Here is a 21,934-nt window from a genome sequence, read left to right as displayed (position 1 = left end):
GTCCAGGCCGCGATTCGTGCAGGCCGGGGGTGAGGCCGAAAGTTATCCACAACTCCTGTGGACAACGATTCATTGCGGTCGATAAGGCAACGGCATTCCCCTGACTGCGAGAAACGGGATGCGGACCGACCGGTGTTGGCCCCACGAACAGCGGCACGGAGTTCATGTGCGGAGGAAGTTAGGCGCCTGGACGCACCGTGCAGGTTTTTGCAGAAGCACTGAGCAGGGCAGCACGGTCCCAATCGCCCACAAGCCGAAGCGCCCACTTGCCCAGATGCGCCCTTACTGCCGCGAAGCTCGACCCCGCGGTGCGACATCATTTCACCCGCGGAATAACCGTGAGGGAATTGTGTCAAGTTCTTGCTTCATACGCGTACAGTGTGTGTTTGAGACGTATAACACGATGTGCATCGCCGCCCGTATTTTGCCATCCCGCTTTCCCGTGTCAGCCCCGGGGACAGATGTGCAGATGCGCGATAACTGTTGCATGCGTACGGATGAATGGAGAGAACCACAATGAGCACCGATTCGTCAGTTGCAACCAACGCCGAGCAACCAGAACTCAGCACGAGCCACCGAGATGAAGGTACACGTCCGCAGGACGATCTGTACCGCCACGCAAACGGTGCTTGGCTGAACAGTGCGCAGATTCCGGCCGACCAGGGCAGCTACGGCTCCTTCATGGCGTTGCGGGACGACTCAGAGTCCTCGGTGCACGCCATTATCGAATCCGCCCAGGCAGAGCTTGAGGCGGCCGGCGGAGAAATCGATGCCCGTAAGGAACGCATTGCCAACCTCTACGCCAGTTTCATGGACGAAGAACGTATTGAATCCAACGGTGTCGAGCCCATTCGCGCGGACCTTGACGCCATCTACGCCACTACCAGTATTGCGGAGCTGATCAGCCTCAGCGGATCGTTCTACCGCCGTGGGGTCTCCGGCTTCATCCAGGCAGGCGCCAGCTCAGATGCAGGGTCCCCGGAACGCAACCTTTTGACCCTGATACAGGGCGGTCTCGGACTGCCAGACGAATCCTATTACCGTGAAGAGCAGTTCGTAGAGCTTCTTGGTGAGTATCAGGCACACCTGAGCCGGTTGCTTACCTTGGGCGAACGCAGCGACACCGAGACAGCGGCTCAAGCTGTCATTGCACTTGAAACGGCGCTGGCCTCCCACCACTGGGACCGGGTCAAGTGCCGCGACGCTCAAGCCCGCTACAACCTCATGGATGCCGCAACGCTGCTTGAGCACATTCCTTCCCTCGCCGGCTGGTTTGCCGGGGCCGGCATCGAAGAGAAATACTTTGCCGAGGTCGACGTCTGGCAGCCCAGCTACCTCAAGGGGCTGGAAGAAGTCTTGGGCAGCGAGCCACTGGCATCCTGGCAGCACTGGCTGGCGGTGCAGCTGATTCGCTCGAACGCGCCCTACCTATCTAGCGCATTCGTCAACGAGAACTTTTCCTTTTACTCCGCGAAACTCTCCGGAGTTAAGGAGCTACGTGAGCGTTGGAAGCGTGGCGTAGCATTCACCGAAGGTGCGGTCGGCGAGGACATCGGCCAGATATACGTGGCCAAGCACTTCCCCCAGCGCAGCAAGGACGAAATGGATGCGCTGGTTGCCAACCTCATTGACGCGTACCGCCTATCCATCGGTGAACTGGAATGGATGAGTCCGGAAACCAAGGACAAGGCACTCGAAAAACTCTCGATGTTCCGTCCCAAGATCGGCTACCCGAATGAGTGGATCGACTACTCAAGCATGTCAACGGTCGCCGACAACGTCATCTCCAATACGGCCGCGGCCAACGAATTCGAATTCCTTCGTGAACTCAAAAAGATCGATGACGGGGTGGATCGAGAACTATGGTTCATGTACCCACAGACGGTCAACGCCTACTACCATCCCTTGCTCAATGAAATTGCGTTCCCGGCGGCCATCCTGCGCTCACCGTTCTTTGACGCCGACCGCGATGCTGCCTCGAACTACGGGGCTATCGGGGCAGTGATCGGCCATGAAATCGGGCACGGTTTCGATGACCAAGGATCGCAGTTCGATGGAACTGGAGAGTTGAAGAACTGGTGGACCGACGAGGACCGGACGGCATTTGAAAAGCTCACCGGGAAACTCGTTGACCAATACGATGCGCTGGTGCCCCCGGAGGCTCCGGAGCACCACGTCAATGGCAAACTGACCCTCGGAGAGAACATCGGGGACCTAGGCGGTCTGGGCATCGCCTACACCGCCTACAAGCTGGACTTGGCCGCCCGTGGAGTGGAGTCAGATGAAATCATCGACGGCTTGAATGGGGACCAGCGCTTCTTCTACTCGTGGGCTGAGTGCTGGAGGACCCTGATGCGACCGGAAACCATGGTCACCCGCATCACCACCGACCCGCACTCGCCTGGCGAGTTCCGCTGTAACCAGGTGCCAAAGAACATGGATGCATTCCATGAAGCCTTCGGCACCAAGCCCGGAGACGGCATGTGGTTGGATCCAGAGGACCGCGTCAAGATCTGGTGATTTGCCGTTAATGCTGCTTTCGTCCTTCATTTCTCGGGAAGGACGAAAGCAGCATTGTCATTTTTCGGGCTTTTTGCCGGAGAAGTAGTCGCCAATTTCATCGAGTAAATCCTTGAAATCGGCCGGAGCCGAGCCGTGGATGCCCTTGGGCGTCTCGGCGAAAGTCGAGCCCTTCACCACCTCATGCAGTGTGCGTGCCGTCGACCGGAAATAAGCGGCGCTTTTAGCCCCCGCCATGAAGTGTGTGTTTTTTGGCAGAATTGAGAAATTTTGGGCCGGCACTGATTCTTCAAGTGCTGCACTCAACTCACCGACACCGCTTGGCAACAAAGTGCGGGCCAATTTTCCCGCCTTCGTCCGCGAAGTCCCTGCCAAGAGGGCTGCGAGGATCGGCTGAGGGACCTTGCTCAGGGTGGGCGAGAAGTTCATGCCCCGTTGCATACGTGCCAACGCCCGGCTATTTCGTCCGGCCGCCACATCGTCTGAGAAAGCGTTGAACCAAGCCATGTCGATCGATGCATCGAGATTGATTGCAGGGTCATAAACTGCCAGGCGCGTAGGAATTGGCGCGTCCCACGGCTCCTGTGGATCGAGGAAGCTACGCACCGCATTGAGCACCACGGCGCCGCCCAAGGAGTGCCCGAAGAGGTTCTTCGCACCGGTGTACTCAAGTGCCAGCTTCACATCATCAATCTCAGTGTCCATGGAATAGTCATCGGGCTGTTCGCTCGAATTTCCCCGTCCTCGACGATCGTAGACATCCACCGTCCAATCGTCACCCAGCCGGGCCCCGAGCGCGGCAGCGAAGGGACGATAGATCATGGCGGTCAGAAACGCTCCGCCCACCACGAGGATACGACGTTCCCCGGGAGCGTGGGGATCACCATATGTGTAGAGCGCTAGGGATCCACCATCGGCGGTTCGCAAAATCTTTTCTTCCATGATTCACCATCCTATTCGTCGTTTGATATGCGCGCGGGGTGGCGCTAAACACCTCTCAGCCCGCACTCAGAATATTCGGACTAGAATTGCATATTGTGACTGCCGAAAATACTGCCCCAGAAGCCAATCCCACCGTGACCAACGACCTGCGCCAGGTGCGCATGGACAAGCGTGCCGCTTTGTTGGCCCGTGGCGAAGAAGCCTATCCAGTAGGCGTCGCACGGACTCACTCGCTGCATGAGATCCGGGAACAGTTCCCCGATCTTGCCGCTGATACCACTACGGGCATGACCGTGGGCATCACGGGCCGCATCGTTTTCATGCGCAATACCGGCAAGCTCTGCTTTGCCACCCTGCAGGAGGGCGGCCCGGAAGGTTCCGGGACGCGGCTGCAGGCCATGCTGTCCCTTGCCAACATCGGTGAGGAGAAGCTCGCGAACTGGAAGGCCCTTGTCGATCTGGGTGACCACGTGCTAATCACCGGTGAGGTCATTGCCTCGCGTCGTGGTGAGCTGTCCGTCATGGCGACAGACTGGCAGATGGCCTCCAAGGCTTTGCGCCCGCTGCCGGTGCTGCACGCCGACCTCAACGAGGAAACGCGTGTGCGCCAGCGCTACGCAGACCTCATTGTGCGGGACGAAGCCCGAGAAATGGTCTACAAGCGAGCTGCAATCACTCGGTCCGTGCGTGACACCCTGCATGCCCGCGAATACGTCGAGGTGGAGACCCCGATGCTTCAGCTGGTTCACGGCGGCGCCTCTGCACGCCCGTTCGAGACGCACCTGAATGCCTTCGACCAGCCCATGACGCTTCGCATTGCCCTTGAGCTCTACCTCAAGCGCGCCGTGGTCGGCGGGATTGACCGGGTCTTTGAGATGGGGCGGATCTTCCGCAATGAAGGCGTAGATTCCACGCACTCCCCAGAATTCACGATGCTGGAATGCTATGAGGCATACGCGGATCAGTTCGTGATGGCCGACCGGATGAAGGAAATCATCCTCAACGCGGCCGATGCCGTGGGAGCCGGCCGCCAGATCGAAACTTCCAAGGGTGCCATCGACCTTGACGGTGAATGGGCATGGCTGGGAGTCTATCCAGGACTTTCTGCCGAAGTGGGCCAGGAAATTACCCCGGAAACCTCTGCTGAAACGCTTCGTGAAATCGCTGATAAGCACCACGTGAAAATTGATCCGAATTGGAATGCCGAGAAGCTCGTCATTGAGATGTTTGGTGAAATCGTCGAACCGACCCTGATCAATCCGACGTTCGTCTACGATTACCCGCCGGCGGCACAGCCGCTCGCCCGCCAGCACCGCAGCAAGCCGGACCTCATCGAGGCCTGGGACCTGATCATTGGTGGCATGGAACGTGGAACAGCATTCTCTGAACTGATCGACCCGGTGATCCAGCGTGAACGTTTGACCGAGCAGTCCCTGATGGCTGCCGGCGGCGACGAAGAGGCCATGCAGCTCGATGAAGACTTCTTGCGCGCGTTGGAGTACGGTGCCCCGCCAATGGGCGGCATCGGACTCGGCATTGACCGGTTGGTCATGCTCTTTGTTAACACCGGAATTCGCGAAACCATTCTGTTCCCAGTGCTCAAGCCGGAGGCCTGAAATGCCGTACGTAGAGGCTCTTCTTCCCACAATTGTTGTTGCGCTGGTCTTTTGGTTTGTCATGCGCGCGGTATCCAACGTGGATCGCAGCGAGCGTGCCGCAAAAGCCAAAGTGGACCAAGAAAACAAATGGACAACAGGGCGAAATGACAACGAAACCCCAAAAGCTGATAATTAGCCTGTTATCTTCATTTCTACTTGCTGGATGATGCATACTTGTGTTTATGATATTGGTGCAAGCATGGACTAATACCGTTAAACGGTTCATGTGAATTCCCACCACAGCAAGGAGACGGTAATGGCACGTCAGGTCCAAATCGCATTGATTGACGATATCGATGGTTCCGAGGCAACGGAGTCCATCGTATTCGGCATCGGCGGACAGCATTATGAAATTGATCTCAACGAGAAGAATGCTGAAGCTTTCCACGCAGCATTTAAGCCGTACATTAAAGTTGCTCGCACTTCCAAGCAGTTCACGCCGAAGGAAGCCCCGGCTATTCGTAGCTGGGCCAAGGAGAACAACATCAAGGTCAACGCTCGCGGTCGCCTGCAGGCGGACGTAATCTCCGCTTATCACGCAGCCATGGCGAAGAAGTCGCGCTCAAAGTCGAAGTAGCGTCGACCGGCACCTGTTATTTTCTGGGAGCCAAGGGCTCCTGACCGCTGTGGGGCACACGAATTCACGTCGGGGGATTGAATCCATGGAAATGGGTACAATCCCCCGACGTTGTTTAATCTGAAGCTGAACGCCGAGGGTGAACAATGTTATCCCTTCGGCGAACATGCAACACTTGCCCGTATTTGATGCGTAGCATCGAAATACGTGTTAGCTAGGAGTGTGCCGCATGTTTGAGAGATTTACCGACCGTGCCCGTCGCGTTGTCGTGCTTGCCCAAGAAGAGGCGCGCATGCTCAACCACAACTACATCGGAACCGAGCACGTATTGCTCGGCCTCATCCATGAAGGCGAGGGAGTAGCGGCCAAGGCCCTTGAGTCGCTGAACATCTCCCTTGGCGCCGTGCGTGAGCAGGTCCAAGAGATTATCGGTCAGGGGCAGCAAGCCCCTTCCGGTCATATCCCCTTTACCCCCCGGGCCAAGAAGGTGCTGGAGCTCTCGCTACGCGAGGCGCTGCAGCTTGGCCACAACTACATCGGAACAGAGCACATCCTGCTCGGCCTCATCCGTGAGGGCGAAGGGGTCGCTGCCCAGGTTCTGGTGAAGCTCGGAGCCGATCTTTCCCGTGTGCGCCAGCAGGTCATCCAGCTGCTGTCCGGATACCAAGGTGGCAAGGAAACCGCAGGCGCAGGAGTCAGCTCCGGAGGGCAAGCCGAAGGCACCCCAGCTGGCTCGGCAGTGCTCGACCAGTTCGGTCGCAACCTGACCGCTGCCGCCCGTGAAGGCAAACTCGACCCGGTCATCGGGCGCGAGTTCGAGATGGAACGCGTCATGCAGGTCCTCTCCCGCCGCACCAAGAACAACCCCGTACTCATCGGTGAGCCAGGCGTCGGCAAGACTGCGGTCGTCGAGGGCTTGGCCCAGGCGATTATCCGCGGCGATGTCCCAGAGACCATCAAGGACAAGCAGCTCTACACCCTTGACCTTGGTTCCCTGGTTGCCGGTTCCCGCTACCGCGGTGACTTCGAAGAGCGCCTGAAGAAGGTGCTCAAGGAAATTCGCACCCGTGGCGACATCATCTTGTTCATCGACGAGATCCACACCCTGGTGGGTGCAGGTGCCGCCGAGGGCGCGATTGATGCCGCTTCGATCCTCAAGCCGATGCTTGCCCGTGGCGAACTTCAGACCATTGGCGCGACCACGCTTGATGAGTACCGTAAGCACATCGAAAAGGATGCGGCCCTCGAACGTCGTTTCCAGCCGATCCAGGTCAAGGAACCATCGGTTGAGCACACCACGCAGATCCTGCGTGGGCTGCGCGACCGCTACGAAGCGCACCACCGCGTGTCCATCACCGACGGCGCCCTGGTGGCTGCCGCGGAGCTGGCGCACCGCTACGTTTCGGACCGTTTCCTGCCGGACAAGGCGATCGACCTGATTGATGAGGCAGGCGCACGCCTGCGCATCCGCCGCATGACCGCCCCTCCGGCACTCAAGGTCATGGATGAGGAAATCGCCACGGTTCGCCTGGAAAAGGAAGCCGCGATCGACGCGCAGGACTTCGAGGGAGCTGCCTCGCTGCGCGACAAGGAAGGCAAGCTGCAAGAAGCCCGCGGCGAGAAGGAAAAGGCCTGGAAGAACGGTGAGCTCGACGAGATCGCCGAGGTCGACGCCGATCTGATCGCAGAGGTCTTGGCCAACTCCACCGGCATCCCGGTCATCAAGCTGACCGAGGAAGAGTCGACGCGACTGCTGAACATGGAAGATGAGCTGCACAAGCGGGTCATCGGCCAGAACGAAGCAATCAAGGCGATTAGCCAGGCCATCCGCCGCACCCGTGCCGGACTGAAGGACCCGAACCGCCCCGGTGGTTCGTTCATCTTCGCCGGCCCGACCGGTGTCGGCAAGACCGAGCTGGCCAAGGCCTTGGCGGAATTCCTCTTTGGTGAGGAAGACGCCCTGATCACCTTGGACATGTCCGAATACTCGGAAAAGCACACGGTTTCACGTCTGTTCGGTGCCCCTCCGGGCTACGTCGGATACGAGGAAGGTGGCCAGCTAACCGAGAAGGTCCGCCGTCGCCCGTTCTCCGTGGTGCTCTTCGACGAAGTTGAAAAGGCCCACGCGGACCTCTTCAACTCGTTGCTGCAGATCCTGGAAGACGGTCGGTTGACCGACTCCCAGGGCCGCGTCGTGGACTTCAAGAACACGATCATCATCATGACCACGAACCTTGGTACCCGCGACATCTCCAAGGGTGTGATGACCGGTTTCCAGTCGGCAACCGATACCAAAACCGGGTACAACCGGATGCAGGCCAAGGTTCAGGAAGAGCTGCGCCAGCACTTCCGTCCCGAGTTCCTGAACCGTGTCGACGACGTCGTGGTCTTCCCGCAGCTGACCCAGGACGAGATTGTGGAGATCGTGGACCTGTTCCTCGGCCGCCTGCAGAAGCGTCTGGACGACCGCAACATGACCATCGAGCTGTCCCCGGCCGCCCGCATCCTGCTGGCGACCCGCGGCTACGATCCGGCCATGGGTGCTCGTCCGCTGCGCCGCACCATGCAGCGCGACATCGAGGACCAGCTCTCCGAGAAGATTCTCTTCGGTGAGTTGGTTGCCGGCCAGCACATCAAGGTCGACGTCGATGGCGAAGGCGACGAAGCCACGTTCACCTTCCACGGTGAAGGCGGGACCCCGCAGATCGAAGGCGAACCGGCACCGGTGGCCATCGAAGGCTAGTCCGACCGATCGTCAACAACGCCCTGGGGGCGGCATCCGCAAGGATGTCACCCCCAGGGCGTTGTGCGTGGAGCGCCGGCACCTTGGGGCAGCTACACAATTCACGCGCGGCCCCGGTGCCGGGCATAGGATGTTTAGATGAATTCCTTTAGCATCAGACGTGCCAAGACCAGCGATGTTAAGAGCATCCGGACCCTTGTCCGGCCGCTGGCCGAGGAGCGCGTCCTGCTGGAAAAGGAAGCCGTCGCCTACTACGAGAACTTGCAGGAATTCATCGTCGCCGAAGACTCCGAGGGCAACATCATCGGGTGTGGCGGTCTGCACGTGATCTGGGAGGACATCGCCGAGGTCCGCACCTTGGCCACCGACGCCCGATGGAGGGGCCATGGAGTGGGGCACCGATTGCTGCAGAAGTTACTCGTGGAGGCCCGTGAACTCGGTGTCTCACGCGTATTTTGTCTGACCTTTGAGGTCGATTTCTTTACGCGCAACGGATTCTCCGTGATGGCCGAGCAGTCCGCGGTGGATCCGGAAGTCTATTCCGAGCTTTTGCGCTCGACCGATGAGGGCGTGGCGGAGTTCCTGGATCTGGCGCGGGTCAAGCCCAATACGCTGGGCAACACCCGCATGATCGTCAACTTCTGATCCGCTGACGCACCGTTGCATCCAGCGAGGCTAGCCAGGAAGGCTGATGCCCAGCGAAGTTTGCTGCGCCAGCCCGTCTGAGAACAGCGAGTCAAGGGCGCGCTCGCGCTGCTCGGCCAGGGCCGGGAGCGCATGCAGGGTGATCCACGCTTCATGGGCAGGGTCTCCCTGCCGTGCGGAGCGAAGGATCCGGGGATTGCTTGCCGCGATGGCCAGGTCCGGGACCATGAGCAGTTCGTCGCGGTCCACCGGGGCAGACGAATGGCGCAGCACCGCCATCATGGCGCCACGCACCTGCCTGTCGGTGCCGTGCCACGGCTGCCCCTTGGGCTTGTAGTGCGGCTCTGGACGTCCCGCAGCGGTCCAGGCGCACTGTGCAGCAACGGGGCATTCCTCGCAGCGCGGGGAGCGTGCGGTGCAGACCAGTGCACCGAGTTCCATCACCGCGATGTTCCAGCTGTTGGCCAAGGTGGTGCCGTCGTCTCCCTTGCTGGAAGATTCTGGAAGCAGCTCTGTAGCAAGCGCGAGTTCGGCGGCGTTCTGGTTCTGCTCCGGCAGGGCCTTGCCGCTGATAAGCCGGGCATGGACCCGGCGGATGTTGGTGTCCACCACCACCGTGGGGACCTTGAAGGCAAAGCAGGCAATGGCGGCCGCGGTGTACGTGCCGACCCCGGGAAGTGCCAGCAGCTCTTCTGGGCTGCCGGGGACCTGGCCGTCGTGTTCCTCGGTGATTACGATTGCGGCGGCATGTAGGCGCAGTGCACGGCGCGGGTAGCCCAGCCTGCCCCAGGCCTTCACCGCCTCGGCGACCGGTTCTGCGGCCAGTGCGGCAGGGGTGGGCCAGCGCTCCATCCAGGCTTCCCAGACGGGCAACACCCGCACCACAGGGGTCTGCTGCAACATGAATTCCGAGACCATGATCGCCCACGGTCCGGCGGACTCGATGCGCCACGGTAGGGCACGTGCGTGCGTGCGGTACCAGGCGGTGATTTCACGGTGGATCCGGGACAGCTCTGGATGGGGCACGGTAAAGGGGAAATCCTTTGGCTTGGAGGGAAACGCCGACGATATCACTCTAGCTGGCGGCGTGGGAGTCGGCCGGAAAACGAATGTTTTCGTAGCCTTGAGGCATGGCACAAAAGCAGGTCCGCTCCACCCCCTCCTCCGCACGGGTGTACCGGCGTCGTCGACTCGCGGTGCTCATTGCCCTGCTGGTGGCGATCGGACTTTTGGTATGGGCCGGATTCGGCATTGCCTCCGTGCTGCGTCCCGCAGATCCCGGTGCCACGGAGCAGGGAACCGGCGCGGTCGCCGGGGGCACCGGGAGTGCTTCGCCGCAGCCGAGCCAGGAAAACACGAACGAACCGACACCGGAACCCACCAGTTGCTTGGACGGCGATGTCTCGCTGCGCGCATCCACGGCGCAGGGCACGCACGGGCCGGCAGAAAACCCGGTATTGGTGATGACGATTACCAACGAGGGGAAGTTCGACTGTTCGGTCAATGTGGGCACCAGCCAACAGGATTTTTCCGTGACGAGCGGATCGGACCGGATTTTTTCCACCTCGGACTGCGTACAAGACCCGACGGACACGGAGATCACCATCAAGCCCGGCGCCAGTGAAACCGCGCGTTTCACCTGGACTCGGGTACGCAGTGCCCCGGGTTGCAAGGTCATCAACGCGAAGCCCCGGCCGGGCTGGTACGGATTTACCGCAAAACTTGGCGACCTGACCAGTGAGAACGCGAAATTTGAGCTGAAGTAGAAGCTTCCTACAAGAAGCGGTCGAGCAGCGAAGACTCGGCGACGCGGGAGAGGCCCTCACGCACGGTGCGAGCACGTTGTTCGCCGATCCCGTCCACGGCCATGAGGTCCTCGATGTTTGCGGCCATCAGGCGTTGCAGCCCACCAAAATTGTTGACCAGACGGTCGGCCACGGCACGTGGCACCGATTTGATGCCGGCTAGCAGCCGGTGGCCCTTGGGGGCCACGACGGCTTCCAACGAATCGATGCCCGGGCTGATGCCCAAAATGGCGGCGAACTTTCCCAGATCGATCAAATCGGTACTATCCAGCGCCCGCAGCTTCTTCAGCGCGGCCTCGATGTCTAGTTCCTCGCGGCCCAGGTTCGAGTAGTCCTTGAGTAAAAGATCGGAGCCCGGGCCCAACCCGGCGGAAAGCTCATCGAGCTGCAGCGCCAGCAACCGGCCATCGGCACCTAGCTCGAGCACGTACTGGGCTATTTCCTCGGAAATGCGGCGCACCATTTCTTGGCGCTGTAACATCGCCGCGACGTCGCGAACCGTGACCACTGCTTCGATCTCCGCGGCCGAGAGTGCGCTGGTGACCTGGTCGAGGCGCGAGCGGTACCGTTCCAGAGTGGCCAGCGCCTGGTTGCCACGGGCCAATACCGGCTCGGAGCCCTCCAGCAGGTAGCGGATCCCCTGAACGTAGAGCGCAATGATGTGCATCGACTGCGAGACCGAGACGACGGGGAAACCCGTCTGGATGGCTACGCGTTCGGCGGTGCGGTGCCGGGTGCCGGACTCCTGGGTGGCAATGGTGTGGTCGGGGACCAACTGCACGCCTGCCCGCAGGATGTTTGAACCGTCCCTGTCGCAGACGATCGCCCCGTCCATCTTGGCCAGTTCGCGTAACCGGGTGGGGGAGAAAGCGATGTTGATGTCGAAGCCGCCGGAGCAGATGGAGTCCACGACCTTGTCCTGACCCAGGACGATCAGCGCACCGGTGCGGCCGCGAAGGATCCGCTCGAGGCCGTCGCGCAGCTCCGTGCCGGGGGCAACGCGGGCCAGGGTGGCGCGTAAGGCGCCTTCGGGGCTCTTCGACATGGACCAGTTCCTTCCAAGGGGTGACTACCTACCCATGGTATGGCCATGGTGGTGCGCCGCAGCGCGCTTTAGGGCGTACGGGGCGGTGTTCGGTATCCCTTTGTTATCAGGGACACTCCTATGACTCGGTCTTAACCCGCTGCTGGAATGCAATGTCCAGGGCCTCGTGGACCGATGAGACGGTGAAGACCCTGATGGAATCGGGAATATTCTTGGGTGGGTGTGGGGAAGCGGGGACCATCGCGTAGCGGAATCCGAGCCTTTCGGCCTCGATGATGCGCCGACCGATTTCCGGAACCGGGCGGACCTCTCCGGCCAACCCGACCTCGCCAAAGGCCACGAATTGTGGGGGCAGCGGATGATTGTGCATGGAGGAAGCCAGCGCCAAGGCCGTGGCCAGGTCCGTTGCGGGTTCGCTGAGCTTGACCCCGCCCACGGTGGCCACGTAGGAGTCCAGGCCGCCAAGCTCCATCCGGGCTCGGGACTGCAGGACCGCTAGGATCATCGCGGTACGCGCGGCGTCCAGTCCGCTGGTGGCACGGCGCGGGATGGCGCTGGCCGCACGCGAGAGCAGGGTCTGGACCTCCGCCACCAGGGGCCGGCGACCCTCGAGGGTGACGGTGATGCAGGTTCCGGAGACCGGGTCCTTGGTGCGGGTGACAAAGAGCCCCGAGGGGTCGGCGAGGCCCTCGATGCCGCCCTCGGTCAAGTCGAAGCAGCCGACCTCGTCGGTGGGGCCGTAGCGGTTCTTCAGCGCGCGCAGCAGGCGCAGGCGGGAGTGGCGCTCGCCGTCGAATTGGCACACCACATCAACCAGGTGCTCGAGAGTTCGTGGCCCGGCGATCGCACCGTCCTTGGTCACGTGGCCGACGAGGATGGTGGTCATGTTCCGCCGTTTGGCCGCATTGATCAGGGAGGCGGCAACCTCCTTGACCTGGGAGATGCCACCGGCGGCCCCGTCGACCTCGGACGAGGCCAGGGTCTGCACGGAGTCGATGACCAGTAGTTCGGGGTCGATTTTTTCTACCTGGCCCAACGCGATGCCCAGGTCGGTCTCGGCGGTGAGGTACAGGGTGTCGGCCAGAGCGTCGATCCGTTCGGCACGGACCTTGACCTGCGCCGCGGATTCTTCCCCGGTGATGTACAGGACCTTGCGGTTGGTGCGTGCGGCGCGGGCCGCGACGTCGAGCAGCAGCGTGGACTTCCCGACCCCGGGTTCGCCCGCCAGCAGGATCACCGCCCCTGGCACGAGCCCGCCGCCAAGCACCCGGTCCAGTTCGTCCACGCCGGAGGGGCGATACGAGGCGGCCGTGGCATCGACCTCGCCGATGGGCTGGGCCGGTGTGGCGATCGTGGTCGCCACGGTGGTCTTGGCGGTTACCGCGCCCATCTCTTCTACGGTGCCCCAGGCCTGGCATTCGCCGCAGCGGCCGATCCATTTCACCGCGGTCCACCCGCATTCCGCGCAGCGGTATGAAGGAGTGGACTTGGTGCGGGTGCTTTTTGCCATGTGCTTGATGCTAGCGCCCACCGCGGACCGTTTGGTTCCGGCGGGGCGGGTTTTCGCTATAGGCGCGGCAGCAAGGCCACGGCGTCATCGTGGCTGGCGCCGGTGGCTTCGAGCAGGTCGACGACCAGCGGGCGCAGCAGCAACACCATGCCTTCGCCCTGCAGGCCGCTGACCTGGAGAGTCTTTGGGTCCAGCTGGGATGCACAGTCGGCGAGCTCGTGCTTAGCCCGGCCCACTGCCCTCCGGTACCCGGAATCGCTGGTTTCCAGTACTGCGTAGCCCAGAGCGTCGACGGCCTCGGCCAACTCAGACAGCAGGCTTGCCACGGCCTCGACCCCGTGGTCCGTCAGGGCTCCATGGTTGATCACCGTGGTGAGTCGCCGTGCTAGGACCCGGGAGTTGCGCACCGCCAGGTCGGTCTTGTCCGCCGTGACCTTCAGCCGGCCCAAGTCGCCTCGGCGATGGCGATGGGCAGGGGACAGGGTGGCTACCTCGCGGCCCATGTTCAGGGCTGCGGGCAACGAATCCAAAAGTTTCTGCGTGCCGCGCGCACGGACCAGGGCATGGAAGGCCAGGGTTGCGTCGGAGGAACTCACTGCGCGTGAGCACTCCTGGAGGATTGCGGAGAGTTCGCCCAGCAGCTTGCCCAGCTCGAGGACGGGGGTGCGGCGCGGATCACGGGGGAAAATCATCATGATCAACAAACCACACAGGGAACCGACCACCGCATCAAGGGAACGGCTGAACGGGCCGGCGGCATCGGCTATCGGCAACAGGACCACGAGCACCGACTGCAGGCCCAACTGGGTGGTGAAGATGGGGCCCGAATCCAGGAATCTGGCGATCGTCAGGGAGAGCAGCAGTACCAATCCCGCCTGCCAGAGGCCGCTTCCCAGTATGGTCAGCAGCAAATCGCCGACCGCCACGCCCAAGGTGCAACCGATGGCCACCTCGAGGGAACGGCGTAACGTGGTCGCCGTGCCGAAGCCCAGCACCAGCAGGCCGCTGGTTGCCGCGAAGATCGGGTCTACGTGCCCCAGCAGCTGCTCTGCGATCCAAAACGCGAGCACCGCGGAGAGGGTCATCTGGATGATCTTGGGGAAAGAGGTTCCCACGCGGCGCGCACCAACGCGGTTGCGGCGCTTGAGGAACCTCCAGGCTCCACTTGTCGATGATCCGATACCCATGAGCACCAGTCTGTCACGGTACGAGCGGAGCACCGACAAGTGTTAAAGGTGACGCGAAACACGGGGATGAATGAGCCGTGTTCACCTTCCGTTTACCTTCGGAGCAGCAGCTGGTTACCTCGGAGGTTTAACTTCAATAGGGAAGCGATGCAGAGAAGTACGCATCCTTGGGAACACACTCAGGACGACATGGTTCGTCAATGACAGGCATTTGAAAGAGGATAACTCGTGAAGCTTCATCGCATCGGCAGCGCGGCTGCAGTTCTTACCGTTGCCGCCTTGGCCCTCACAGCCTGCGGTTCGGACACCCCGGCCGCCTCGGCTGGCACGGATTCCTCGGCCAGCGGATCGGCAAGCGGCTCTGCTGTCACCGGCACGCTGACCGGTAGCGGCGCGTCCTCGCAGAAGGCCGGCATGGAAGCTTGGAAGGCCGGCTACGAAGCTGCTAACCCCGGTGCGATGGTTCAGTACTCCCCGGATGGTTCAGGAGCGGGCCGCAAGGCATTCCTGGCCGGCGGTGCACAGTTCGCCGGCTCGGACGCTTACCTGAAGGATGAGGAGATCGAGTCCTCGAAGGAGATCTGCGGTCCCGAGGGCGCCTTCAACATTCCTGCCTACGTTTCGCCGATCGCGGTTGCCTTCAACCTGCCGGGCGTTGAGACCCTGAACCTTGATGCGGCAACCATTGCCAAGATCTTCAAGCTGGAAATCACCAAGTGGAACGATCCGGCCATCGCCGCAGCCAACGAGGGTGTGGAACTCCCGGACACCGCCATCACCGTGGTGCACCGCAACGATGAGTCGGGCACGACCGAGAACTTCGTCGACTACCTCGCGGCCGCCGCCAAGGACGTCTGGAGCTACGACGTCTCCGGTGACTGGCCCTCGGACCTCGCCAGCGAGAACGCCAAGGGCACCTCGGGTGTCGTATCAACCACCACCGCCACCGAAGGTGCAATCACCTACGCCGACTTCTCGGCCGTGGGCAATCTCGGCACCGTGAACGTGAAGGTCGGCGACGACTTCACGGAGATCTCCGCCGAGGCTGCAGCCAAGGGCGTCGAGGCCGCCACCCCGGTCGAAGGCCGCGGCGAGAACGACATGTCCCTGGACCTGAAGCGCGACACCACCGAATCGGGTTCGTACCCGATCATCTTGGTCTCCTACCACGTGTTCTGCTCCAGCTACAAGGACCAGGAAACCGTTGACCTGGTCAAGAGCTTCGGCAACTACGTGGTCTCCGAGGAAGGGCAGAAGCAGGCCGAAGATTCCGCCGGCAACGCCCCGCTCTCCTCCACGATGAGCGAAAAGGCCACCAAGGCCATCGAATCAATCAAGGTTGCTTCCTAGCTAACACTTACCCGGTGGGGAATGCCGATGTCTTACATCGATATTCCCCACCGGGCGCAGTAGCATCTGATTGAACCCCTCCACACATCCCAGCACAAACGGTCGCTAGATCCCCTTACCCGTTTGCGCAGATCCCCAAAGGCTTACCCATATGACTACCAACGCGCTGCGGCGCAACGGATCCAAGGGACAAGCCGGAGACAAGATATTCTCCGGTGCCGCGCTTGGCGCGGGCATCCTGATCCTGGCAACACTCTTGGCTGTAGCGGTCTTCCTGCTGATCCAGGCGCTGCCGACGTTCATGGCCGACCCGACCCTCATCAGTGGCGGTGCAGGCTTCTTCAGCTACATCTACCCGATCGTCATCGGCACGGTGATCGCCGCAGCCATCGCGCTGCTGATCGCGACCCCTGTCGGTATCGCCGTGGCGCTGTTCATCTCGCACTACGCACCACGCCGTCTGGCCTCCGGACTGGGCTACGTCATCGACCTGCTCGCCGCGATCCCCTCGGTCATCTACGGTGCCTGGGGGTACCTGGTGCTGGCCCCGGCGCTGGTCCCCACCTTCCAGTGGCTGAGTGAAAACCTCGGATTCATCCCGATCTTTGCTGGCCCGGCATCGCAGACCGGAAAGACCATCCTCACCGCCGGCATCGTGCTGGCCGTGATGGTGCTTCCCATCATCACCTCGTTGAGCCGAGAAATTTTCCTGCAGACGCCCAAGCTGCATGAGGAAGCATCCCTCGCACTGGGCGCTACGCGCTGGGAAATGATCACCATGTCGGTGCTGCCCTTCGCCCGGCCCGGAATCATTTCCGCGGTCATGCTCGGCCTGGGCCGCGCACTGGGCGAGACCATGGCGGTGGCCCTGGTGCTCTCCACCGGCGGGCTGATCCCGTCGCTGGTCAAGTCCGGTAACCAGACGATTGCCGCAGAGATCGCCCTGAACTTCCCCGAGGCCTTCGGCCTGCGCCTCTCCGAGCTGATTGCAGCCGGCCTGGTGCTGTTCGTGATCACCTTGGTGGTCAACTTGATCGCCCGGGCCATCATCGCCCGCCACAAGGAATTCTCGGGAGCCAACTGATGAACACGCTGACCACCAACAAACTCCCCAAGAACCCGCGCCAGCAGCCGGGTCGGCCGCCGGTCGCCCGTAAGCGCAATGCCCTGTCCAAGGGCCATCTGCCGCGCTGGGCCCTCCCGGGCATCGCCGTTGGGTCGTTGATCCTGGGCGCCGCCGGATCGACCCTCGGAGGATTCTCCGTAGTCACCTTCGCCATCTACACCGCGATCATCTTCGTGGTGGCTTCGAGCACCATCACCACCTTGGTAGAGGGCGCGCGGCGCGGAAAGAACGCCCTGGCCACCCACCTGGTCTACGCTGCGTTCCTGCTCGCGCTCATCCCGCTGGCCTCGGTGCTGTACACCGTGCTGGAGAAGGGGCTGCCAGGTATCAACACCCACTTCCTGTTCCACTCCATGAACGGGATCACCGGCGCCACCGACAATGCCAGTGTAGAGGACGGCACCCCCGTCCTGGGCGGGGCCTACCACGCGGTCATCGGCACCCTGCTGATCACCCTGTGGTCCTCGCTGATCTCCGTTCCGGTGGGCATGCTCACGGCCATCTACCTGGTCGAATACGGCAAGAACGGCCCGCTGGCGCGCGGCATCACCTTCTTCGTCGACGTGATGACCGGCATCCCCTCGATCGTCGCGGGCCTCTTCGCCACGGCGCTCTTCGCGGTGCTCATGGGCCCCACGGCCCGCATGGGCATCGTCGCAGCTGTGGCCTTGAGCGTGCTGATGATCCCCACGGTGGTCCGCTCCACAGAGGAAATGCTCAAGATCGTCCCGAACGAGCTGCGTGAGGCAGCCTACGCACTGGGCGTGCGCAAGTGGCGCACCATCGCCAAGGTCGTCATCCCCACGGCCATCTCGGGTATCGCCTCGGGTGTCACCCTGGCCATTGCTCGAGTCATCGGTGAGACGGCGCCGATCCTGGTCACCGCCGGTCTGGCGAACAACATCAACGTGAATGTCTTTGGCAACTGGATGGCCACGCTTCCCACGTTCATCTACTACCAGATCCTCACCCCGACCTCGCCGACCAACGTGGATCCCTCGATCCAGCGAGCCTGGGCCGCGGCACTGCTGCTGATCGTCATGGTCATGGTGCTCAACCTCGGTGCACGCCTGATCGCCAGCTTGTTCGCCCCCAAGAAGGGCCGTTGAGCCGATCGGCTCCGGACCCTGAAAACACACAAACTTCCTAAGGAAAAAGCACATGTCTAAGCGCATCGACGTCAAAGACCTCAACGTCTACTACACCAACTTCTTGGCCGTGGAAGATGTCAACATCGAAATCGAAGCCAAGAGTGTGACGGCCTTCATCGGCCCCTCCGGCTGTGGCAAGTCCACCTTCCTGCGCACGCTGAACCGTATGCACGAGGTCATCCCCGGCGGCCGCGTCGAGGGTGAGGTGCTCCTGGACGGGGATAACCTCTACGAGTCGGGCGTCGACCCGGTGACCGTGCGCAGCCAGATCGGCATGGTCTTCCAGCGACCCAACCCCTTCCCGACGATGTCCATCAAGGACAACGTGCTCGCCGGGGTGAAGCTGAACAACAAGAAGATTTCCCGCTCGGATGCCGATGCCCTGGTGGAGAAGTCGCTGCGCGGCGCTAACCTCTGGAACGAGGTCAAGGACCGTCTGGACAAGCCGGGCTCCGGCCTTTCCGGCGGCCAGCAGCAGCGCCTGTGCATCGCCCGCACCATTGCGGTGAAGCCCCAGGTCATCTTGATGGACGAGCCCTGCTCGGCTCTGGACCCGATCTCCACCCTCGCGATCGAGGATCTGATCAACGAGCTCAAGAACGAGTTCACCGTGGTGATCGTGACCCACAATATGCAGCAGGCAGCGCGGGTGAGTGACAAGACCGCGTTCTTCAACATCGCCGGCACCGGCAAGCCGGGCAAGCTGATCGAATATGCCGAGACGGCCACGATCTTCTCGAACCCAGGGGTCAAGGCCACCGAGGACTACGTCTCGGGTCGCTTCGGATAACACCTTCGCAAGAGGGGCACTACGCAAGACAAGAATTCGTCGTCGCGGCCGAATAGGCCGAGGCGACGGTACCGGAAGGGGGATCTTCCGGGGATCCCTGGAGGGGGATCGCAACGGCGGTACCGGGCGCATGAGTGCCCCTGGTACCGCCGTTGCTGCGTTTAAGGGTGGCTTGGGGTCGGGTGCTGTGTGGACACGCCGGTGCTTCAATATGCACACTACTGTGCAAAGCGTAATACTGTGGTGTGTGGTGTGTGGAGAAGGGGGTTCCTGATGGATACCACGCAATTGCTCAAGGGAGTGCTGGACGTCGCGGTGCTGGCCGTCCTGCGCGACGAGGACGGCTATGGCTACGACATCGTCAGGCGGCTGCGCGCCGCCGGAATCACCGAGGTCGGCGACGCCTCGGTCTACGGCACGCTGCGCAGGCTGTACGCTGCCGGAGCCCTGTCCACCTACGTGGTGCCCTCGGAGGGTGGCCCGAACCGCAAATACTATGCCCTGAAAGACGAGGGCGCGGCGATGCTCGAAAGCCAACGCGCGACCTGGAACGGTTTTGCCGCCATCTTCTCCACCCTGATCAACACCCCAACACCCGATGCTGCCAAGAACCAAGCGAACGGATCCGAAGCACCATGAACAACAACATTGATGCCGTGCGCGGATTTGCCGCAGCGGTCCGCGCCCAACTGGGTGACCTGCCACCGGCCGAGGTAGAAGACCTCACCGAAGGCCTAGAAGCAGACCTCGCCGAACGGCTCGCCGAGGACGGCTCGGAACTGGGCGACCCGGCGGCCTACGCCGAGGAACTACGCGAGTCCGCCGGACTGGGCCCGGGCGCCAGGGAAGCAAAAAGTACCCCCGTGCGTCGAAGCCCGTCCGAATTTTTCACCGCCGAATTGGCGCAGTTCCGTTCACATCGAACCGGAGCCTCGATCGTGGACTTTGCGCTGGCCGTGCGCCCTGCCTGGTGGATTCTGCGCGGCGCGGTAGCCTTCACGCTGCTGATCCAGGTGTTCTCCGGCGAGTTCCTGCTACTGCCCCGCAACACCCTGGAGTTCCTGGCCTGGGCCGCCCTGTTGGTGGCCAGCGTCCAGTGGGGCCGCAAGCGCTGGCAAGGCGGGCCGGTGGGGCGCAAAATCGTGCTGGGGACCAGCACGCTGATGGCGGTGCTGGCCATCCCCTTCATGGGCGGCTGGGCGGCCATGATCCTTGATTCCACGGGGAAGCCGGCCTACGCCGCCGATGTGGAGGCGACCCAGGGCCTGGTTCTGGACGGCTCCGGGGTCTCAAACATCTTTCCCTACGACTGCAGTGGCGCACCGATGACCAACGTGCAGCTCTTTGATCAAGAGGGCAACAAGATCGCCGTCGGCACCCAGTACGACCACTACATCTCCGATCTGGCTCCCTCGGCCGACGCCGGCCTGTACCTGCTCCCGAGCCAATTCCTCTCCACGAGTGCCGGCTGGAACATTTTCCCGCTGGAGGCGATTGACGCCGATCCCGAGCTGGACATCACCGAACAGCTCGAGGACCCCGTCCGCATGGGCGCACCGCTGCCGTTCCCCCATGTGCAGCCGCTGCTGGATCAATGCACGCCCGCGGCGCAAGCCCCAGAGCCGGTGGATTCCCCAGTCGCTCCGGCCAGCGAGACCCCGGCGCCGAGCGGAACATCGACGATACCGAACACACCTGACGAATCGTCACCTGCCAGCTCAGCCCCGTCTTCGGGATCTTAACCGGGAAGGGACCATTGCCTCGCTGTGTGAACTTGGCGAGGGAACAAATACCCGCGGCGTAGGTAGGGTGGGAAGCCATTGAGTGCCGAATACAGAAGGATGTCACGTGAGCCAAGACCCAGGTGTTGCCAGACTTTCAAGCAGGTCCGAAGAGCTGCACGGATTCGTTCACCGGGCCATGATCGCGGTGGGGGCCAATGAGGCCGATGCCGCCTACATGGCCGATCAGCTGATCGACTCCGAGCTGGCCAACCACCCCTCGCACGGCATGCGTCGGCTTCCCGAGTACGTGGACCGGGCCCTGAACGGATTCGCCCAGCCCGGGGCACAGACCATGATCGAGCACGATGCCGGTTCCCTGGTGCGGATGAACGGCAACGGGACCTACGGGCACTTTGCGCTGCGCGATGCCACGGCCCTGGCCGTTGAACGTGCCAAGGCGAACGGGATCGCCGCCGTCACGGTGCGCAATAGCGAATACGCCGGGCGGCTGGCCCCCTTTTGCGAGGAAGCCGCCAGTGCCGGGGTCGCCACCTTACTCTTCGGGAACAACAACGGTGCCGGGCAAGTCGTGGTGCCACCGGGCGGGACCCAGGCACGGCTGTCCACCAACCCGATTGCCGCGGGAGTACCGCGGCGCAGCGCCCCGCACCTGGTCATCGACTTCGCCACCAGCACCGTCGCCGGCGGGCGGCTGGCGGAGGAACGCGACCGCGGCACCGTGCTGCCCGAGGAATGGGTCAACCAGTCGGGGCTACTCAAACCCTTTGGCGGATTCAAGGGATTCGGTCTGGGCCTGCTCGTCGAGGCACTGGGTGGGGCACTGTCAGGATCCGAGACAGTCTCGGCGCGGAAGACCGCCGACCACCAGGGCACGCTGATCATCGCCATCGATGTGGCGCAGCTGCGGGAGCTGGACGACTTCACCGCGCAGGTCGAGGAATTTATCACCCACGTGAAATCCGGCGATCCGGAAGATGGCAGCGGCCCGCTGCGGGTTCCGGGAGAAGCATCCGTCGCCGGGGACGCCGATCAGCAGTCCCGGAGCGTGGAAGTCAACGCCAAGACCTGGGCGGAACTAGGCCGTATCGCCGCTGCGCTGGAGCTGACGATGCCCGAAGCCCTCCGCGAGCCGTAGCCGCA

The 21,934-nt window shown here is 62.3% G+C and carries 19 protein-coding genes; 14 read left to right on the top strand and 5 right to left on the bottom strand.

Translation table 11 applies throughout. From position 1 onward, the window contains the following. Positions 1–516 precede the first annotated feature (516 nt). On the top strand, positions 517–2,520 hold the full coding sequence (locus ADIAG_RS18645; RefSeq protein WP_007272988.1) for a M13 family metallopeptidase: 2,004 nt from the start codon (positions 517–519) through the stop codon (positions 2,518–2,520). 57 nt (positions 2,521–2,577) lie between these two features. Here the strand turns inward: ADIAG_RS18645 and ADIAG_RS18640 are convergent, their stop codons facing one another. Further along, entirely contained in the window at positions 2,578–3,462 is an 885-nt protein-coding gene (locus ADIAG_RS18640) for an alpha/beta fold hydrolase (RefSeq protein ID WP_007272987.1), read from the bottom strand. A gap of 95 nt (positions 3,463–3,557) precedes the next feature. Between ADIAG_RS18640 and lysS the strand changes: the two genes are divergently transcribed. From lysS to ADIAG_RS18620, 5 genes are all read left to right on the top strand, one after another. Further along, positions 3,558–5,078 (top strand): lysine--tRNA ligase, encoded by a 1,521-nt coding sequence (gene lysS / locus ADIAG_RS18635; RefSeq protein WP_007272986.1) that lies wholly within the window; start codon positions 3,558–3,560, stop codon positions 5,076–5,078. A 1-nt stretch (position 5,079) separates the two neighbouring features. Then, positions 5,080–5,256, top strand: coding sequence for a hypothetical protein (locus ADIAG_RS21925; protein WP_007272985.1), 177 nt, complete (start codon positions 5,080–5,082; stop codon positions 5,254–5,256). Between the two features lie 120 nt (positions 5,257–5,376). Next, positions 5,377–5,697 (top strand): histone-like nucleoid-structuring protein Lsr2, encoded by a 321-nt coding sequence (locus tag ADIAG_RS18630; protein WP_007272984.1) that lies wholly within the window; start codon positions 5,377–5,379, stop codon positions 5,695–5,697. Between the two features lie 229 nt (positions 5,698–5,926). After that, positions 5,927–8,440, top strand: coding sequence for an ATP-dependent Clp protease ATP-binding subunit (locus tag ADIAG_RS18625; protein WP_007272983.1), 2,514 nt, complete (start codon positions 5,927–5,929; stop codon positions 8,438–8,440). 138 nt (positions 8,441–8,578) lie between these two features. Continuing rightward, positions 8,579–9,085, top strand: a complete 507-nt coding sequence (locus tag ADIAG_RS18620) for an amino-acid N-acetyltransferase (RefSeq protein ID WP_007272982.1) — start codon at positions 8,579–8,581, stop codon at positions 9,083–9,085. A gap of 30 nt (positions 9,086–9,115) precedes the next feature. Here the strand turns inward: ADIAG_RS18620 and ADIAG_RS18615 are convergent, their stop codons facing one another. Next, positions 9,116–10,111 (bottom strand): HhH-GPD family protein, encoded by a 996-nt coding sequence (locus tag ADIAG_RS18615; RefSeq protein WP_007272981.1) that lies wholly within the window; start codon positions 10,109–10,111, stop codon positions 9,116–9,118. 104 nt (positions 10,112–10,215) lie between these two features. On the opposite strand from ADIAG_RS18615, the gene ADIAG_RS18610 reads away from it, so the two are divergent. After that, positions 10,216–10,851 carry a hypothetical protein gene (locus ADIAG_RS18610; RefSeq protein WP_007272980.1) on the top strand — a complete coding sequence of 212 codons (636 nt, stop codon included), beginning with the start codon at positions 10,216–10,218 and terminating at the stop codon, positions 10,849–10,851. A gap of 7 nt (positions 10,852–10,858) precedes the next feature. Here the strand turns inward: ADIAG_RS18610 and disA are convergent, their stop codons facing one another. The 3 genes from disA to ADIAG_RS18595 all read right to left on the bottom strand — a co-directional run bounded on the left by disA (position 10,859) and on the right by ADIAG_RS18595 (position 14,632). Then, positions 10,859–11,935, bottom strand: coding sequence for a DNA integrity scanning diadenylate cyclase DisA (gene disA, locus ADIAG_RS18605; RefSeq protein ID WP_007272979.1), 1,077 nt, complete (start codon positions 11,933–11,935; stop codon positions 10,859–10,861). A gap of 118 nt (positions 11,936–12,053) precedes the next feature. Next, positions 12,054–13,445: a DNA repair protein RadA gene (gene radA / locus ADIAG_RS18600; RefSeq protein WP_043476050.1), complete on the bottom strand. Its 1,392-nt coding sequence runs from the start codon at positions 13,443–13,445 to the stop codon at positions 12,054–12,056. 56 nt (positions 13,446–13,501) lie between these two features. Then, the gene (locus tag ADIAG_RS18595; RefSeq protein WP_007272977.1) at positions 13,502–14,632 is read right to left on the bottom strand and encodes an FUSC family protein; all 1,131 of its coding nucleotides are present in this window, start codon (positions 14,630–14,632) and stop codon (positions 13,502–13,504) included. A gap of 228 nt (positions 14,633–14,860) precedes the next feature. On the opposite strand from ADIAG_RS18595, the gene pstS reads away from it, so the two are divergent. The 7 genes from pstS to ADIAG_RS18555 all read left to right on the top strand — a co-directional run bounded on the left by pstS (position 14,861) and on the right by ADIAG_RS18555 (position 21,929). After that, complete coding sequence (pstS, locus tag ADIAG_RS18590; protein ID WP_007272976.1) at positions 14,861–15,982, top strand: phosphate ABC transporter substrate-binding protein PstS; 1,122 nt, start codon at positions 14,861–14,863, stop codon at positions 15,980–15,982. Positions 15,983–16,133: 151 nt separating this feature from the next. Continuing rightward, positions 16,134–17,066: a phosphate ABC transporter permease subunit PstC gene (gene pstC / locus ADIAG_RS18585; protein ID WP_007272975.1), complete on the top strand. Its 933-nt coding sequence runs from the start codon at positions 16,134–16,136 to the stop codon at positions 17,064–17,066. Continuing rightward, entirely contained in the window at positions 17,066–18,217 is a 1,152-nt protein-coding gene (gene pstA / locus ADIAG_RS18580; protein ID WP_007272974.1) for a phosphate ABC transporter permease PstA, read from the top strand. The genes pstC and pstA overlap by 1 nt, the downstream gene beginning before the upstream one ends. 52 nt (positions 18,218–18,269) lie before the next feature. Beyond that, the gene (gene pstB / locus ADIAG_RS18575) at positions 18,270–19,049 is read left to right on the top strand and encodes a phosphate ABC transporter ATP-binding protein PstB (RefSeq protein WP_007272973.1); all 780 of its coding nucleotides are present in this window, start codon (positions 18,270–18,272) and stop codon (positions 19,047–19,049) included. A gap of 273 nt (positions 19,050–19,322) precedes the next feature. Next, on the top strand, positions 19,323–19,688 hold the full coding sequence (locus ADIAG_RS18570) for a PadR family transcriptional regulator (RefSeq protein ID WP_007272972.1): 366 nt from the start codon (positions 19,323–19,325) through the stop codon (positions 19,686–19,688). Further along, a complete protein-coding gene (locus ADIAG_RS18565; RefSeq protein WP_007272971.1) occupies positions 19,685–20,791 on the top strand; it encodes a hypothetical protein in 1,107 nt (368 codons plus the stop codon). The genes ADIAG_RS18570 and ADIAG_RS18565 overlap by 4 nt, the downstream gene beginning before the upstream one ends. A 106-nt stretch (positions 20,792–20,897) precedes the next feature. Further along, a complete protein-coding gene (locus ADIAG_RS18555; RefSeq protein ID WP_007272970.1) occupies positions 20,898–21,929 on the top strand; it encodes an Ldh family oxidoreductase in 1,032 nt (343 codons plus the stop codon). The last annotated feature ends 5 nt before the right edge of the window (positions 21,930–21,934 follow it).

The organism is Paeniglutamicibacter gangotriensis Lz1y (assembly GCF_000348945.1).
GTDB lineage: Bacteria > Actinomycetota > Actinomycetes > Actinomycetales > Micrococcaceae > Paeniglutamicibacter > Paeniglutamicibacter gangotriensis.
The sequence above is the reverse complement of the archived record's forward strand: the minus strand, read 5'-3'. Positions and strand labels throughout refer to the sequence as shown.

Coding starts and splice junctions, on each gene's coding strand:
- ADIAG_RS18645 (WP_007272988.1), top strand. CDS start 517: ATGAGCACCGATTCGTCAGTTGCAACCAACGCCGAGCAACCAGAACTC.
- ADIAG_RS18640 (WP_007272987.1), bottom strand. CDS start 3,462: ATGGAAGAAAAGATTTTGCGAACCGCCGATGGTGGATCCCTAGCGCTC.
- ADIAG_RS21925 (WP_007272985.1), top strand. CDS start 5,080: ATGCCGTACGTAGAGGCTCTTCTTCCCACAATTGTTGTTGCGCTGGTC.
- ADIAG_RS18630 (WP_007272984.1), top strand. CDS start 5,377: ATGGCACGTCAGGTCCAAATCGCATTGATTGACGATATCGATGGTTCC.
- ADIAG_RS18625 (WP_007272983.1), top strand. CDS start 5,927: ATGTTTGAGAGATTTACCGACCGTGCCCGTCGCGTTGTCGTGCTTGCC.
- ADIAG_RS18620 (WP_007272982.1), top strand. CDS start 8,579: ATGAATTCCTTTAGCATCAGACGTGCCAAGACCAGCGATGTTAAGAGC.
- ADIAG_RS18610 (WP_007272980.1), top strand. CDS start 10,216: ATGGCACAAAAGCAGGTCCGCTCCACCCCCTCCTCCGCACGGGTGTAC.
- disA (WP_007272979.1), bottom strand. CDS start 11,935: ATGTCGAAGAGCCCCGAAGGCGCCTTACGCGCCACCCTGGCCCGCGTT.
- radA (WP_043476050.1), bottom strand. CDS start 13,445: ATGGCAAAAAGCACCCGCACCAAGTCCACTCCTTCATACCGCTGCGCG.
- ADIAG_RS18595 (WP_007272977.1), bottom strand. CDS start 14,632: ATGGGTATCGGATCATCGACAAGTGGAGCCTGGAGGTTCCTCAAGCGC.
- pstC (WP_007272975.1), top strand. CDS start 16,134: ATGACTACCAACGCGCTGCGGCGCAACGGATCCAAGGGACAAGCCGGA.
- pstA (WP_007272974.1), top strand. CDS start 17,066: ATGAACACGCTGACCACCAACAAACTCCCCAAGAACCCGCGCCAGCAG.
- pstB (WP_007272973.1), top strand. CDS start 18,270: ATGTCTAAGCGCATCGACGTCAAAGACCTCAACGTCTACTACACCAAC.
- ADIAG_RS18570 (WP_007272972.1), top strand. CDS start 19,323: ATGGATACCACGCAATTGCTCAAGGGAGTGCTGGACGTCGCGGTGCTG.
- ADIAG_RS18565 (WP_007272971.1), top strand. CDS start 19,685: ATGAACAACAACATTGATGCCGTGCGCGGATTTGCCGCAGCGGTCCGC.